Source organism: Nocardia sp. NPDC023852, from assembly GCF_040639505.1.
In the GTDB taxonomy this organism is placed as follows: Bacteria; Actinomycetota; Actinomycetes; order Mycobacteriales; family Mycobacteriaceae; genus Nocardia.
This window is the reverse complement of the sequence record NZ_JBFAAB010000005.1, coordinates 1-14,378: the sequence shown is the minus strand read 5'-3', so window position 1 is coordinate 14,378 and position 14,378 is coordinate 1. Positions and strand designations below refer to the sequence as shown.

Annotated in this window: 13 protein-coding genes and 2 pseudogenes; 12 read left to right on the top strand and 3 right to left on the bottom strand. The window is 65.3% G+C overall.

Annotated features, from left to right (window positions below; genetic code table 11):
• The first annotated feature begins 234 nt into the window (after positions 1 to 234).
• The 8 genes from AB0H00_RS11195 to AB0H00_RS11160 all read left to right on the top strand — a co-directional run bounded on the left by AB0H00_RS11195 (position 235) and on the right by AB0H00_RS11160 (position 8,077).
• A complete protein-coding gene (locus AB0H00_RS11195; protein WP_357264442.1) occupies positions 235 to 489 on the top strand; it encodes a MerR family transcriptional regulator in 255 nt (84 codons plus the stop codon).
• Positions 490 to 618: 129 nt separating this feature from the next.
• A complete protein-coding gene (locus AB0H00_RS11190; protein ID WP_357264439.1) occupies positions 619 to 822 on the top strand; it encodes a cold-shock protein in 204 nt (67 codons plus the stop codon).
• Between the two features lie 370 nt (positions 823 to 1,192).
• Complete coding sequence (locus AB0H00_RS11185; protein WP_357264436.1) at positions 1,193 to 1,402, top strand: hypothetical protein; 210 nt, start codon at positions 1,193 to 1,195, stop codon at positions 1,400 to 1,402.
• A 648-nt stretch (positions 1,403 to 2,050) separates the two neighbouring features.
• Positions 2,051 to 2,206: a hypothetical protein gene (locus AB0H00_RS11180; protein WP_357264433.1), complete on the top strand. Its 156-nt coding sequence runs from the start codon at positions 2,051 to 2,053 to the stop codon at positions 2,204 to 2,206.
• A 197-nt stretch (positions 2,207 to 2,403) separates the two neighbouring features.
• Complete coding sequence (locus AB0H00_RS11175; RefSeq protein WP_357264430.1) at positions 2,404 to 3,309, top strand: aromatic prenyltransferase; 906 nt, start codon at positions 2,404 to 2,406, stop codon at positions 3,307 to 3,309.
• Between the two features lie 587 nt (positions 3,310 to 3,896).
• Positions 3,897 to 5,729, top strand: a complete 1,833-nt coding sequence (locus tag AB0H00_RS11170) for an acyl-CoA dehydrogenase (RefSeq protein ID WP_357265073.1) — start codon at positions 3,897 to 3,899, stop codon at positions 5,727 to 5,729.
• A gap of 546 nt (positions 5,730 to 6,275) precedes the next feature.
• Positions 6,276 to 7,085: a site-specific integrase gene (locus AB0H00_RS11165; protein ID WP_357264427.1), complete on the top strand. Its 810-nt coding sequence runs from the start codon at positions 6,276 to 6,278 to the stop codon at positions 7,083 to 7,085.
• Between the two features lie 260 nt (positions 7,086 to 7,345).
• On the top strand, positions 7,346 to 8,077 hold the full coding sequence (locus tag AB0H00_RS11160; protein WP_357264425.1) for an alpha/beta hydrolase: 732 nt from the start codon (positions 7,346 to 7,348) through the stop codon (positions 8,075 to 8,077).
• A gap of 219 nt (positions 8,078 to 8,296) precedes the next feature.
• Here AB0H00_RS11160 and AB0H00_RS11155 read toward each other — a convergent pair.
• Positions 8,297 to 10,683: pseudogene (locus tag AB0H00_RS11155) on the bottom strand (Tn3 family transposase).
• Positions 10,684 to 10,757: 74 nt separating this feature from the next.
• Here AB0H00_RS11155 and AB0H00_RS11150 point away from each other — a divergent pair.
• Positions 10,758 to 10,967 (top strand): hypothetical protein, encoded by a 210-nt coding sequence (locus AB0H00_RS11150; protein ID WP_357265106.1) that lies wholly within the window; start codon positions 10,758 to 10,760, stop codon positions 10,965 to 10,967.
• Here the strand turns inward: AB0H00_RS11150 and AB0H00_RS11145 are convergent.
• Positions 10,910 to 11,338 (bottom strand): annotated as a pseudogene (locus tag AB0H00_RS11145) (DUF4158 domain-containing protein); the annotation flags it as partial. The gene AB0H00_RS11150 and the pseudogene AB0H00_RS11145 overlap by 58 nt on opposite strands.
• A 240-nt stretch (positions 11,339 to 11,578) precedes the next feature.
• A complete protein-coding gene (locus AB0H00_RS11140) occupies positions 11,579 to 12,397 on the bottom strand; it encodes a helix-turn-helix transcriptional regulator (RefSeq protein ID WP_357264422.1) in 819 nt (272 codons plus the stop codon).
• Between the two features lie 87 nt (positions 12,398 to 12,484).
• Between AB0H00_RS11140 and AB0H00_RS11135 the strand changes: the two genes are divergently transcribed.
• The 3 genes from AB0H00_RS11135 to AB0H00_RS11125 all read left to right on the top strand — a co-directional run.
• Complete coding sequence (locus tag AB0H00_RS11135; RefSeq protein ID WP_357264419.1) at positions 12,485 to 12,895, top strand: hypothetical protein; 411 nt, start codon at positions 12,485 to 12,487, stop codon at positions 12,893 to 12,895.
• Entirely contained in the window at positions 12,892 to 13,293 is a 402-nt protein-coding gene (locus AB0H00_RS11130) for an SgcJ/EcaC family oxidoreductase (protein ID WP_357264416.1), read from the top strand. The genes AB0H00_RS11135 and AB0H00_RS11130 overlap by 4 nt, the downstream gene beginning before the upstream one ends.
• Positions 13,294 to 14,187: 894 nt before the next feature.
• On the top strand, positions 14,188 to 14,378 hold a 191-nt coding region (locus AB0H00_RS11125; RefSeq protein WP_357264413.1), incomplete at its 3' end, for a hypothetical protein.

Below are 14,378 nucleotides of genomic sequence, written 5' to 3'. Positions count from 1 at the left end.
TGAAGTAGCGCAGTTGGAGAGAAGGGAGGAGTTGCCTGCCGTCACGTCGCCCACAAGTACGCATGGTGGAGCGACGACCGAATTGTCGGTGACATGTCGGAAGATTGGTAGTAATTCCCCTCAGTGCCCCGGTGCCGTACGGCACCGGGGCACTCGTCACATGGAGGCACAACGATTCCTGAACACACGACCGCGAATGAGAAGTTCGATGATGACGATTACCCCGCGTACACGATGGGGCGGGCCGCGGACATGCTGGGCACGACCCAAGCGTTCCTGCGCAGCCTCGATGAGGCAAAACTGATCACCCCACAACGATCACCGGGCGGGCATCGCCGCTACTCCCGTCACCAGTTGCGTCTGGCCGCGCGTGCCCGTGAACTCGTTGATCAAGGCACCCCTCTGGACGCGGCGTGCCGGATCATCGTCCTCGAAGACCAGCTGTCCGAAGCCCGCGAACTCAACGCCGAACACGGGCTGCGGGACTGAGCGCGGCGGCCTCGGCGGCACGATTGACCGTGTCGTTTCCGCCTGACACGGGGAAGTGTGGCATGCTGTGTGGCGAGCACGGGTTGTTGAAGTGATCACTCGGCTCGCAACAGGAAGTAAAACAAAAGTATGTCGCAAGGCAGTGTGAAGTGGTTCAACGGCGAAAAGGGCTTCGGGTTCATCGCGCAAGATGAGGGCGGTCCCGACGTTTTCGTCCATTACTCCGAGATTTCCGGCTCCGGCTTCAAGTCCCTCGACGAGGGACAGCGTGTCGAGTTCGAGATCGGCCAGGGCCAGAAGGGCCCACAGGCCCAGAGCGTCCGCGCCATCTAGGAGCCGACAAGCCAGAAACCCGCGCCACGGCGCGGGTTTCGTGCTTTCCTAAGCCAGCCTGGGTGGTGTCGAGTGCCTCGTGCAGGGAGCAGAATCCGATGCCGCGCTTGCGGAGTCCGGCGCCGATCGCGATAAGGTTCTGGAGGGCTCGGCCGAGCCGGGGGACCGCACCGCCAGGGTGTCGCCGGGGCGCATGTACTCGGCACCTGTTCGAGCAGGCCAGGGCGCGGCGACATGACAACCTGCACGCCGAGTACTCGACGTTCGGAGAGCCTGCAGCTGTTGGCGAGGGGGCTCTTGGAGGTTCACGCCGTTCGATGAGCTGTGGCGGCGGCTCGGGCTCCACCCATCACCGAGGAGGATCAACACCATGAGTGAAAACACGGACTTCGACGGCCGGGCCATTGCGGCCCTCTCGACCGAGGCAGGTATCGAATGGGACGAGGCTGAGCGTCTCGTCGCCATCCTCCGCAAGGCGGGCGTACTCCGCTCCGCGAACGTGCGCAACGACATCGCGGACATTCCTGCGTACTCGAACCTGTTCTTGTCGGCGTCCGGCGACTCGAGTTCGTCGGTGTAACGGAGTACCGTGCCGTATTCGGCGGCGAGCCGGAAATCGGCGATCGCGACGTCGGGGTCGCAGTAGCGGGGTCCGAGGACGGCAATACCGAGGGTCAGCAACCCGCCCCGTTCCGCGAACGGGCCGTCGAGAAGCCGTCCGACCTCGGATCGCGAGTGCGGCACATGCGCCGGACGTTTGGCGGTGCCGTGTAAGAACATCGCGCGAATACCGGACCGCCGCAACCCGTCGACCGCCACGTGGTGTGCTCGAGAGCGGAATTGTTGTTGCACCAGTCGCCGATTGTCGTCTCCCACAATCGATCTGGCTCAACATCCCGGTCTCGATGCCGATCCCCACGTCCTCGGCCGTGAAGTGGCCGGTCACGCTGCCGTGCACGTTCATGATGTAGCCGAGCAGCGTCCAATCCGCCCCGACGGACCGCAGACCGGTCTGCCACATGTGCAGATGGGCATCGACCAAACCCGGAATGATGATCCGGCCCCGCAGATCGATGATTTCGGTTCCGGAGGTCGGTAGATCGGCGCCCATGGCAATGACGTTTGCCGCGTCGACGACCAGATCGAGCGGTTCATGAACAGGTCGGCCAGGCGCCCTCGTAACGACCCGGGGGCCGCGAATCATGCTGCGAGTCACGACCTCTTCTCGATGTTGCGAGCCACCGGTGACAGCGATGCGACGGTCGGCGACTCCGAAGGCGCTAGCTCCGTTGCTGCGGGGGTGTTCGCGCTGGTCTACGCCCAGACCGCCGCCCGCGCCGTCACGGGCATCCGCCGGGGTGCCGTGGCCATCGACGCCGCATGACCGGCGCGATCTATCGGCACAACATCGAGATACGACTCCCACGCTCCAAGCCAGTCGACTGAAAGCCAACAGCTACGTCGCAGCGTAGAGTGCTGTCCGCGTTGCGCATTCGACTCTGCCGGACCTGACGTGCTGTCTGGCCGACCGGGTTGGCGAGACCGCGATGTTGTTCGTAGCACTCATCTCTGGAAGGACGCATGGTCACCACCACCGAATCCGAGCTGGACGATCTCTATGCTGCCATTGAGAATTCCGCGCGGCTATTGAACGTCCCCTGCGTGCGAGACACTGTCTGGCCCACCCTGACCGCGTACGGCACGATGCTCACGCATTCCGTGATCTCTTTCAGAGTGGTCACCGACGCCCGTCGCTCGGGAGACCTGGACTACCGTTTTTTGACGCTGCCGAGAGACGCCGATCCTTACCACATCGCCCTTTCGAACAAACTGATTCCCGAGACCGATCACCCGGTTGGCACTCTGCTGGACCAGGTCCGGAAACAGTGCCCCATCGACAGCTACGGGATCGACATCGGTGTAGTCGGCGGCTTCAAAAAGATCTGGCTGTTCTTTCCTGCCGATGGCGTGCAAAAGGTATCGGAGCTTGCCACACTCCCGTCCATGCCGCCCGGTCTCGCCGACCACGCCCGCATGTTCGCTCGTCACGGCTTGGAGGACAAAGTCGGCTTGCTCGGCATCGACTACCACGACAAGACGATGAACGTGTACTTCCCCGGACTGCCAGCCGAGTCCTTCGAGCCCCGTGCCATCGTGTCGCTGCACCGAGAAGCCGGGCTTCCGGACCCGAGCGATCAATTCCTCTCGCTCACCGAGAAAGCATTCGATATTTACGCCACCATCAGCTGGGAATCTCCTCGGATCGAGCGCCTCTGTTTCCCCGTGATAACACCGGACCCCACAACGCTCCCGGTCCGGATCGACCCGCGCTTCGAGCAACTCGTCGACAAAGTTCCGTTCAGTACGACCGACCGTCGATTCACCTATTCCGCCACCTCGTCGCCCCATGGAGAGTCCTACAAATTTAGTTGGTTTTACCAATGGCAACCCAGAATACTGGACATGATGAAGACGTCCGATTCATAGAACTGCCAGTCGGGCGTTGTCCGTGCCACCTGGAGCAATCCCTCCGCTACTCCTGCAGGCCGTCAATGACGGTGTGATCGGAGGAAGCTGGACGGCCTGCTTCAAACGACGCCAATGCTGATGACGACGTCGGGCCACTCGTCGGTGCGCGGCTTGGCCCGTACGCCCGGCCGTCGACGGCGGCCCTGTCGCGGCGGCGCGTCGAGACCGACCCGGCGGCACGCCGGAATCCGCACGAAAACGGGACTCATTGGTGTCGTGCTCCGCTGGAGATCAGGCGCGCAGCTCGTCATCCGACTAGGCACGGTGTGCGTGCGTTTGCCTGCCCCTTGTCGAAGCCCCAGGTGCGGTAGGCGTACTCCAAAACGCTCGGGCGCCAGCCACAGGACGGCCGCCACAAACCCATACAGCGAGTCAACATGCTGTGGGACACTGTGTTTCGTGTTCTCGCCGACTATGACGAGTTTGCTGACCTGGTGGTGTTGTGGGCTGAGTGATCGCGTGCGTAGCCGAGCGGAACGCACGGATCACGGAGTGGAAGGTTGACGCAAGTGGCTATGAATTCAAGCGAGAGTGCAACTGTGGGGATGACACTTGCGGAGGATGCGCGGAATGGGCTGCGGGGCAAGCTGGATGCTGTACTTTTCGGCCTGCTCCGAAAGAGGCAGACAAAAGAGGGCATATCGCTGACCGATCTGCTTCGGCACGGTAGCCCGGAGATTCATCAGCATTTGCAGAAGGCTCTGACCAACCCGGACTTCGTCATCACGGAGAAGCAGAGCCAAGAGCAGCGGCGCCTCAACGCGTACAAGCAGTTGCGCTACCTGGTTGGCGAGCTCGGCACCTCGAGCGCTGTCGCGACCGATCTACCCAGCCTGTTCGCCGTGTTCGACTGGTCGGCAGTGCTCGCGACGGACCTGGTTCCGCTGATCTCCGGACACTACAATTTGGCCTCGGGCAGTCTGGCCACCCTGACCGACCCCGACTCTGCGGCGCCGTATCTGCAGGACCTGGATGACGGTTCCAGCATCGGGAACATGCTGCTGACCGAGTACGGGTGCGGTTCCAATATCGGATTCATGCAGACCACCGCGACCTGGGACGGTGACGGGTTTGTGCTCAACACCCCGCATTCGCGGGCGCGGAAATTCATGCCCAGCGTCGGCATCCCGGTTTCACGGGTCTGCGTCATCGCCGCGCGGCTCATCGACGGGGCGGGCACCGATCATGGCGTGCACCTGTTCACGGCGCGGCTGCGCGATGCCAACGGCGATCCATGCCCCGGCGTGACAATCATCCAGCTCGGCCGTCAGCCGCTGGTCATCATGGACAACGCGGTCATCAGCTTCCACAACCTCCGGCTCGAGCGCAACGCCTGGCTGAGCAATGGCCTGGCCACCATCGATGACAACGGTGTGCTGACCTGGAGCGACGAGAACAGTCGGCAGCGGGCATTCCCATCGGTCACCAGCCAGCTGACCGTCGGGCGGATGGCGCTGTCGTCATGCCTGAACTCTGCGGCCCGCGCCGCGCTCTACATCGCCTTGCGCTACGCCGCCGGCCGGGAAGTGCCGATGACAAGCATCGACCGACCGCTCATGCTCGACATTCCACATGTGCGAGACACCCTGCTCACCGACCTCGCAGGCACTGTGGCCCGCACCGTCTACGGCAACGCGATCAAGACATTCCTTGCCGGCAGCGACCTGACCGACCCCGACACCGTCGTCACAGTGATGTTGGCCAAGCACTTCATTCAGCTGCATGCACTGGACACGATCACTCACTGCCGGATAAAAATGGGTGCACAAGGCATGTTCAGCGCCAACCGGGTCGCCGACTACCTCGGCGTCTGCCATGCCGCCATCACCGGTGAGGGCGACTGCGACGTCCTCGGTTCGGTCGCCGGCCGAATACTGGCTAAACAACTCGCCGGCACCCCGCCACCAGAACCCGTACTACACGACCCCACCGACCCCCACGACCGCGCACGCTTGCTCAGCGCCCGGGTTCTGATGATCGCGCAAGAGGCACAGCCGCATCTGTCCACTCCCGCGCTCGCGGATCGGTTGGCAGTCATTCCGGACGCGCTCAGCCTCGCCGAGGCTCATTGCGCCAAGTATGCCTTGGACCTGCTCGACAAACATTCCCAACACACCGAGATTGCCGCGGTACGTGACGTTTTCGCCCTGCACTATCTCGACCAGCACGCCGCATGGTATCTCACCCATGGTCTGGTCGACGCTACCGCTGCCAACGCTACGAAGCAGCAGCTCCACCACGCGATCAACAGCCTCGCCGACAACCTGCCCGCACTGCTGGACGCTTTTGACCTTGACGACACGATCCTCGGCGCACCGGTATTATCCGATGATCTACCCGCCGCGTGGGACTCCCACTGCCCTGAGGCACGCCGGTAGACCGCCGATCACCGCCTGCCCAGATCGGCCGACAAGCGCCGTCCGATCTGGGCAGCGAGGCGAATGCCCAGTTCACTGTACCGATCGGGGATGCCAAGGACCCAGTTCCAGATCCCAGTCGATGAAGGCGACGGGCCGCAGCCCACTGGTGCCGTCGCTATTTGGGCTCTCGGCCCGGTGCGCGTGCTGACCGTGACAGAGGTGAAGCGCCCGGGTTTCGACGCGTAATCCCGGTCGAATCACAGGGCATCCTGGACGAATCCCTGTAATCTCAACGATCTTTACGTCGCCCTCACCCGCGCCACCTAGCGCCTGGCTATAGTGCACACCTGGGTGCTACGGGCGCTGAGCTGAAACGCGGTTCCGATGCGCTGGCCCACGTCGGAATCCGGCGTGGCCGAAATCACGCGCAGCCGTAGGTACGCGGACATCGTGCGCTGTGTCATTGGGGGGTAGGGGCGCATCGGGCAGAAATCCGGCGGTAGCGAGTTACCGCAGATAATTGGGATCGGTCCGGCGAACACCCGCCGCGGCTACGCGGTCGCGTTGAACCGGCTGTGCAAGGACTTCGGCGCGGACTCCAGCACCGCGCGGCTGGACCCGGACCGGGTCGCGGGATGGTTCACCTTCGTGTGGGGCAAGGCGTCGCCGCAGACGTTCAACGTCCGCCTGGCGGCGTGGCGCGCGGCGTGCGCGTACTGGCGGGAACAGCAGTGGCTGGGCGGTGATCCGTTGGTGCGGCTGGTGGCCCGCTCGGTGCCGCGCGACGAGTCCCGCGCCCTGACCCGCGCCCAGGTCGACGCGGTGCTCGGTCTGGACGCGGCCCTGCGGGAACGGGTGTTGTGGCAGATGCTGTACGAGACCGCCGCGCGCGCCGAGGAAGTGCTGATGCTGAATGTGCCGGATCTGGACACCGCCAACCGACGCGCGGTGGTGATCCGCAAGGGCGGGGCGCGCGACGTGGTCGTGTGGCAGACGGGCACCGCGCGGCTGCTGCCCCGGATGCTGGCCGGCCACCACGCCGGTCCACTGTTCCTCAGCGACCGCAAGGCGAAACCGTCGGTCGCCCTGGCCGATGTCGATCTCGGAACCGGACGGGCCCGGTTGTCGTATCGGCGCGCGGCCGAGTTGTTCGACGAGGCCACCGCCGCGGTGGCCGGCGGGCCGTTCACGCTGCACCAACTCCGGCATTCGGCGTTGACGCACGCCGCCGAGGACGGCGCGTCCACCCCGATGCTGATGAAGATGTCCGGGCACGTCTCGGTGCGCAGCCTCGGGAAGTACGTCCGTCCGTCGGCCGAGGCGCTGGCACGGTGGTGTGCCGAGACCGACCCCGCCGCGCGGCTGCGCCGATGAGTGTCGGAGTTCGAAAGTAGGTTGTCGACGTGACAGGCGCGGCAGGCACACCTGCTGCTGCGGTGCCGACCACGGAGCCTGGCGCAAAAACCCGTTGCCGGACCACGGCGACCACTGCTACTTTTCCGGAGGCCGTGCAAGAGAACGAGGAGGTGGTACCCGTGAACGCAGTATCGACATGGGTGCTCCCCTCTGGGGTCATGGTCGGGCGATAGGTCGTCCGGGAGCGCCGTTCAACAGCATTCCCGAAAGGCACGACCATGCAATTCACTTCCGAACAACGCCTCGACGACGTCCTCGAACGCGAATTCACCCTCGCCGAGATCCCCGGCATCCTCTGGACGCCCGCATCCGCATCCACACCGGTGCCGCTGATCCTGCTCGGCCATCCTCCGCTTGGCCTGCAGAAGATGTACCCGCGACTGCTGGCCCGGGCCCGGCACACCGCGGCGGAGGGATACGCCGCAGCCACCATCGAGCTCCCCTGGAGCGGCGAGCGGCCCCGTTCGGCCGCCGCCGAGCAGGCCCGCGCCGACCTGCACCGGGCGCTGGAGGCCGGCGAGCCGGTCGACGACGAGATCGTCGACCGGCTCATCCTCCCGCTGGTCGACAAGGCGGTCCCGGAATGGCGGGCCGCCCTGGACGCCCTGCTTGCGCTGCCGGAGATCGGCGGCCCGGTCGGGTATTCGGGAGGGGTGATCGCCATCGGCACCCGGCTGGCGGTGGTCGAGCCGCGCATTTCGGCCGCCGTTCTGTTCGCCGGGAGTTTCGTGCCCCGCACCATCGTCGAGGAGGCCCGCCAAGTCACCATTCCGCTGCATGTCCTGCTGCAATGGGACGACGAAGGAAACGACCGGCAAATGGCGCTGGACCTGTTCGACGCCTTCGGCTCCAAGGAGAAGACGCTGCACGCCAATATGGGCGGGCACACCGGCGTCCCGCAGCACGCGGGAGACGACGGGAACCGGTTCTTCGCCCGGCACCTGAAGTGAGGCCGGGCCGTCAGGCCGGCGGCACACGATAGGAACTGTCGGCCAGGACGCCGCTCATCGAGGACAGGTCCCGGCCCTCCTCGATGAGCGGTAGTCGGCAGATGCACGACCGCCCCTATCGCGGCGATACCGGCAATCGGCGGTACCGCCGCGATCAGGGCGGCCACCAGCGCCCCATCAGCTGGTCCTACGCCGTGATCTGCTCAGCGACAATGGCTGTTACCACAGTTCCCCGGCGCCAGCATCGGGGTCGCGCAGCCGGCGGTGGCTGCCGCCGAGGTCGGGAAGGTGAAAGCTGTAGTGCCCGTCGATGCCGATGTGGGCGCGGATGAACGCCGAGAGCCGCGCCACGTCGGCGTCGAGTACCGAATAGCCCTGCTCGCGTAGCACCTTGACGGCATGGTCGAGGTACACCGTGTTCCACAACACGACGCAATTGAGCACCAGGCCCAGCGTCGAGAGCTGGTCTTCCATGCCCTCGTAGTACGCCTGGTGCATCTCGCCCTTCTTGCCGTGGTAGACGTCGCGGGCCAGGTCGTGGCGCCCTTCGGTGAGGTTGGCCTGACGTTTCCCTCGCGCCGGTACGGTTCGTCGTCAGCCAGGCGCAGAATATGCAGCGTCTTGTAGATCCGCCCGTAGTGCGCGACGGCCTCGCCCAGCGCCGTCGGCCGCCCGTCGCGGGAGATCATCCTGGTGACGTCGTGCGCGGACACCTCGCCTGTGTTGATCGACACCGCGATCCGGCACATGTCGTCCCAGTGCGCAGCTATCTTCGTCGTGTCGATGACCCCTCGTGCCGCTTTGTCCAACGGGCCGTAGTCCGCGCGAACATCGAAGCGCCACAACCGCTGATCGGGCAGGTTCGCCAGCTTCGGCCGGTACTGGAAACCGAGCATGTGCAGCAGTCCGAAGACAATGTCACTGTATGAACCGGCGTCGGTGATGACGACCTCCGGGACGCGACCGCCGCTCTGCGACATGACCACGTCGACCATGTTGATCGAATCGCGAGGCGTGCCGGAATAGACCTTGGCCGCCAGCCCGGCTGATTGGTCGTTGAGCATGTTCAACCAGGTCGCCCCAGCCTTGCGAGCGAAATATTTGCGGTTGGGGCGGGCGTGGTGGGTACGCACCGGCACCACGAACCGTATCCCGTCGATGGAGGCGACCAACCCGCCGCCCCATACCTGCGCCAACTCGACCGCCGCCTGCGCCTCCACGAGCACCGTGTTCGCGGCGGTCAACGTTTCGGCGCGGATGTAGCACTGATCGACATGCACCAGCCGATCCCTGGTCAACGCCGGGACACCAGGAGTGCTGACCGGTTTGAACCCGACGTTCATGGCTTGCCCGCACAGCACGGCCGCCACCGACAGGCCGAGGTCGGCGACGCGGGCCGACTTGCCGGAAACGTGGGTGAACGACTCGACCAACTGCGGCTGCCAGCTCATCACCTCCATCACCAACTCCGGCAGGTCCACCTCCGGGATCATCGCCTCCACCCGACGCCGCAGATCAACCAGCGACGCTGGCTCGGACTTGGCTTCCAGCGCCGCGACATGCAGCTTGCCCTCGTCGTCGATGCGGGCCGGGCCGTCCTCACCAAGCCGTGTCACCAGCTCCCGGTAGGCGGCGTCGACCTCGACGGCCCGCTCAGCCAGGAACCCGCTCGGGTCCGCCGGCAAACTCAACGCGTTCATACCCGGTTCCCGCGCGGACTCCCACCTTTCGTCCGCCAATAGGTGCGCCCGCGGGTCGCGCCACCGCTGCGAGTCGGCGGCGAAGATGCTGCGGTGCTTGAGATGCCGGTGGAACTGCTCCAGCACACACATCGTGTACGCGGCCTTGTCGACCGTGCCCTCCGGACGGCCGGGTGTGTAGACCAACCGCGACCACGCCCCGCCGACCAGGTCGAGATCAACCTTGCGGGCGTCGAGCAGTTTCGCGGGCAGCTTCGCGGTCGGCCGCGCGACCAGCAACTTGGCCAGGGTCTTCATCGCCGCCAGCACGGCCGCCCCGTCGGGCGTGGCGCCGAAGGCCACCTTCTCCATCTTCAACGGCAGGAACGGCTTGACCGTGTTCAGCTTCCCCGCCAGCTCGTCGAGGCGTTGACCTTCCAGTTCAGCGTCGCCGGCCGGGACCAGTTCGTCGATCGCGGCGACCGCATGGCGCAGCTCGGATCGCGTGACGGTCTTCTCGATCATGTCCCACACCACGCCGAGACCAATGTCCTGGTTGACCTCGACCATTTCCAACAACACCTTGACCGCAGAAGCGAGCTTGCCGGCGTTGCGTGACACCCGCGGATAGCGGGCCAGCTTTTCCTCCTTGGACTGCCGCTCGGCCTTGCCCAACAACTCGCTGGTCATGAGCAGGTCGAAGACCTGCAACACGTCGTCGACCGCCCGCGCCAACATCACCTTCGTAGTGGCGGCCAGCACCGCGATCTGCTTCTCGCGCGGCTTCAGCCGCCGCAACGCCCATGCATTGCCCGCCAGCCCATAGGTCGCCAACCCGGTCAACCGCCTCGGCGGAACAACACCGAAGTCCACAGCGCCGATCCCGACAGCCTGGATGTCCTCCAACCGGCGCAGGGCCTTGACCATTCCCTTCCACGACGCCCAACATGCCCTTGCGTAACCGCTCCAACTCGCTGACCTGATGTTTGGCGTCCTGCGGGATGTCCAGCAACCGCACCAGCGCCGCCGCGACGCCCGGGCCGATCAGAGAGGCGATCAGCTCCCACAGCCGCCTCTCGGCCGCCGTGCGGCCCTCAGCGATCAGCGCATCCAACGTGGTGATGCCCGGCAATAGTGCGTTGCGTTCACGCAACCACTCGACCGCGCCGACCAAGATCGCCTTCGGCCCGTCGCCGGTCATCCACGCCTGATCCGCGATCCACCCCACCAGATCAGCCTGCACCTCGGCGAACGACGAGATCCCGTGCTTTTGCTGGATCTCCCAGGCGTGCTCGAGCTTGGTCTTGTCACGCTCTGTGTAGCGCTTCACGCACGACGGATCTTCGATGTCGAGCTGCTCGGCCAGGTACTCGATCAACTCCACCGGAACGTCGAGCGGATCGGCCAGAAACATGCCCAAATTCCGCACGGTGACCAGCTGTACCGCGAAACCCAGCCGAGTGTCGGAGCGCCGTCGGGCGGCGGTCAGCTTGCGATCTTCGTCGTCCAGATAGCAGAACCGCTCCAAGTCCTCCCGTGACAACGTTCCGAACCGGCCGTAGCCACCGCCTTCACCGATCACTGCGACATGAAATCACCAACTGCTCAGCGCCGCTTGATGAACGAGCGCCTACCGCCGGATTTCTGTCGGATGAGCCCCTACCCCCGAACAAACGCCCGTGATGGCTACATCGGAGGCACGCGCTCAAAGCGGCATGAGCGTGCGTTAGCCACGTGTTTGATCCATGCGCGCCGAGGCGTCCAGCGCGGGCTCATGATTCGAGCCTCCCGCACCTGGCGGACTCCACCCCGGTGCGAGCGGTCAGGGGCGGGTTCCGGCACCTGCGGTGAAGAGCTTGCGCAGCGTGTCCGCAGTGAATTCGTCCATCGGATAGAACAATTCGATGGCCAATTCCGCGAGCGTGACATCCGAGGGTGCCCCGAAGGTGACCATGGTGCTGAACATGCGTAGCTCGCCCACCGGGGTGGCGATGCGCAGCGGCACCGCGAATGGCGTCGGCGCACCGGGATCGGGTTCGGTGTGCGCCGGGACCGGGTACTGCGAGACCTCGTCGTACAGCGCGCGCAGAATCGGGTCGCCTGTCGCCCGCACCTGCTGGAGCAGCCGTTCGAGCAGGAGTTCCCGGACCTGACCGTGGTTGATCATGTGTGTGGCGGCATCGGGCGGGCCGGGGTGCAGGGCCAGGCGGTAGACGTTGGGCCGTTCCATCAGCTGCTCGTCGACCTCGTTTGAGAACAGGCCCATCGCGCGATTGGTGGCAACGACATTCCAGTACCGGTCCACCGCGACCGCCGGATAGGGTTCGTGCGCGGTCAGCATGGTTTCCAGCGCGCCCCGGGCAGCGGCGAGATGGGCGTCGTCCAGGCTGCTCTCTCGATACTCCGGAGCGAATCCACCCGCGAGCAACACCGTATTGCGTTCGCGCAGCGGAACTTCCAGGACATCACAGAGTTTGAGCACCATGGCCCGGCTGGGCTGGGCCTTCCCGGTCTCGACGCAGGACAGATGCCGTGCCGAACTGTCGGCGGCCAGCGCCAGCTCCAGCTGACTCAGCCGCCGCCGCTGCCGCCAATCTCTCAGCAGTGTGCCGACGGGGGATTCCTGCATCGAACGCGTCACTCGGCCACGCTATCGGTCCGGCGCGACCGGGTGCCATGACCTCGGAGGTCATTGAGACGATGACCGGCCGCTGGCAACGTCGACGTCATGACCACGATGACCACCTTTGAATCCGGCCTCGGCCTGCGCACCGCGTTGCGGGTAGACGGCTGGAGCACCAGCGTCTTCGGCACCTTTCTGCTGGCCACTGCCCCGTTATTGCGCGAGCCGCTCGGATTGCCGACCTCCTGGTCGGTCCCTTTCGGCGTCGGCATGCTGGGCGGCGGCGCGGCACTGCTGCTCATCGCGCGCCACCCGCGGCTACCGTCTCGCCTGGCTGCCGTCGTCGTCGCGGTCAACGCGCTGTCGGCGGTGCTCATGGTCGAGCTCGCTGTCATCAACCTGATTCCGCTGACGAATTGGGGCCGGGTCTTCCTGCTCGCGGGCGCAACGTTCGTCGCGAGTTTCGCCGCCCTCGAGTTTGCGGGCCTGCGTCGCCGGGGACCGGTGACGCCGTGACTGACGAAACCGCCATCCTCGCCCTGCTGCGCGCGCAGATGGACGCCTGGGCCGCAGGTGACGGCACCGCCTTCGCCGCCACGTTCACCCCCGACGCTGATTTCGTATCGGTAATCGGGGAACGCATCCAGGGCCGGACCGAACTCGCCACCGTCATGCAGGAGGGCTTCGACGGGTTCATGAGGGGCACCCGCATGGCCGAACCCGAAACCACCACGCTGCGCTTCCCGGCACCGAATGTCGCGGTGCTGATCACCGTGGGCGATCGCCCCATGCCCCCGGGCGCGACCGCGCCACCCGATGCCCGGTCCGTCCAAACCCGAGTCGCGGTGCGCCACATAGGAACCTGGCTGTTCACCACCTTCCAGAACACCCGGATCAGCCAGTTCCCGCAGTGAGTCAGGTACGCGGCATGACCGTGCGTTCGACGGACACATCGCCGCACTACCGAACCGAGTCAGGCGGGAGTCCACGTACGACCGTGGACTCCCGCCTGACTCGGCCCGACTTGTCCGCACCTGGTTCGGCGACGACCGCGCGTGGTGGTCGCTGGTCCGAGCGACCCTGACGCCCAGGAAAGATGGTTTTCATGGCCTACGTGACCCTGGTGAACGAACCGGAGTTCGAGGACCTGAGTCCCGAGGCACTGACGGCGAAGCAACCAGGCGGAGCAGTTGTCCTTCCTCGCCGACGAGACCACCCTCACCCACCCCGACCACCCCGTCCCGGCAGTCTGGGTCCTGCCATCCCAGGACGACAGCGAAGACCTCCACGAGCCATTCCGAGTCGCAGTCACCCAGCTGTGGAGCGTTGGAGAACAACATCAACCACGGGAACGTCGCGGTGTCCTGGAACATGAGTATGTTCACCCTGTCTTGGAAGTTGTTGCGCCGCCATCCCTTTGACATCGACACCTCAAGGCAGTATGCGGTTCTGCTCTGACACAAACACCGGAACCACCTGAAGCGCTCTGACCTGTCGGACCGGCCGGACATACTCGGATCCGCAGGGCCACTACGAGCACAGGGGGTTGATGTGGGTTTCCGAGACTGGTTGGAAGGCAAGGACAACGACATCCAGCTGGATGAGGACGTGGCGCGGTTCGTTGACCCGTACGACGACGTCGACAGGATCGAAGACGCAGACACCGTCGCGGTGAATCTGGGTGCGGTGCTGGACAACACCAGAGTGGTCATGGAACGCATCGAGATGGCGCCTGAGGAGGCGATCCGGCTCGACAGCATCACCAGCCGGAGACCTGGCACGCGGTCGTGCAGGCCGGGCTCGCGCCGATGGTGGTCTCCCACATCGCCACCACCGCCCGCGAGATCGTCGGAGCCCGCCACCCATGGCTGCTCGACGACCGCGAATTCCACATCGAGCAAGCCGACCCGCTCGCCGGCGCGGAGGTCGTCGGGACCGTCGACTACAGCGAGCTGCCCGCGGCCAAGAAGGTTCTCGATGACGAGTTCAACGGTCGCCC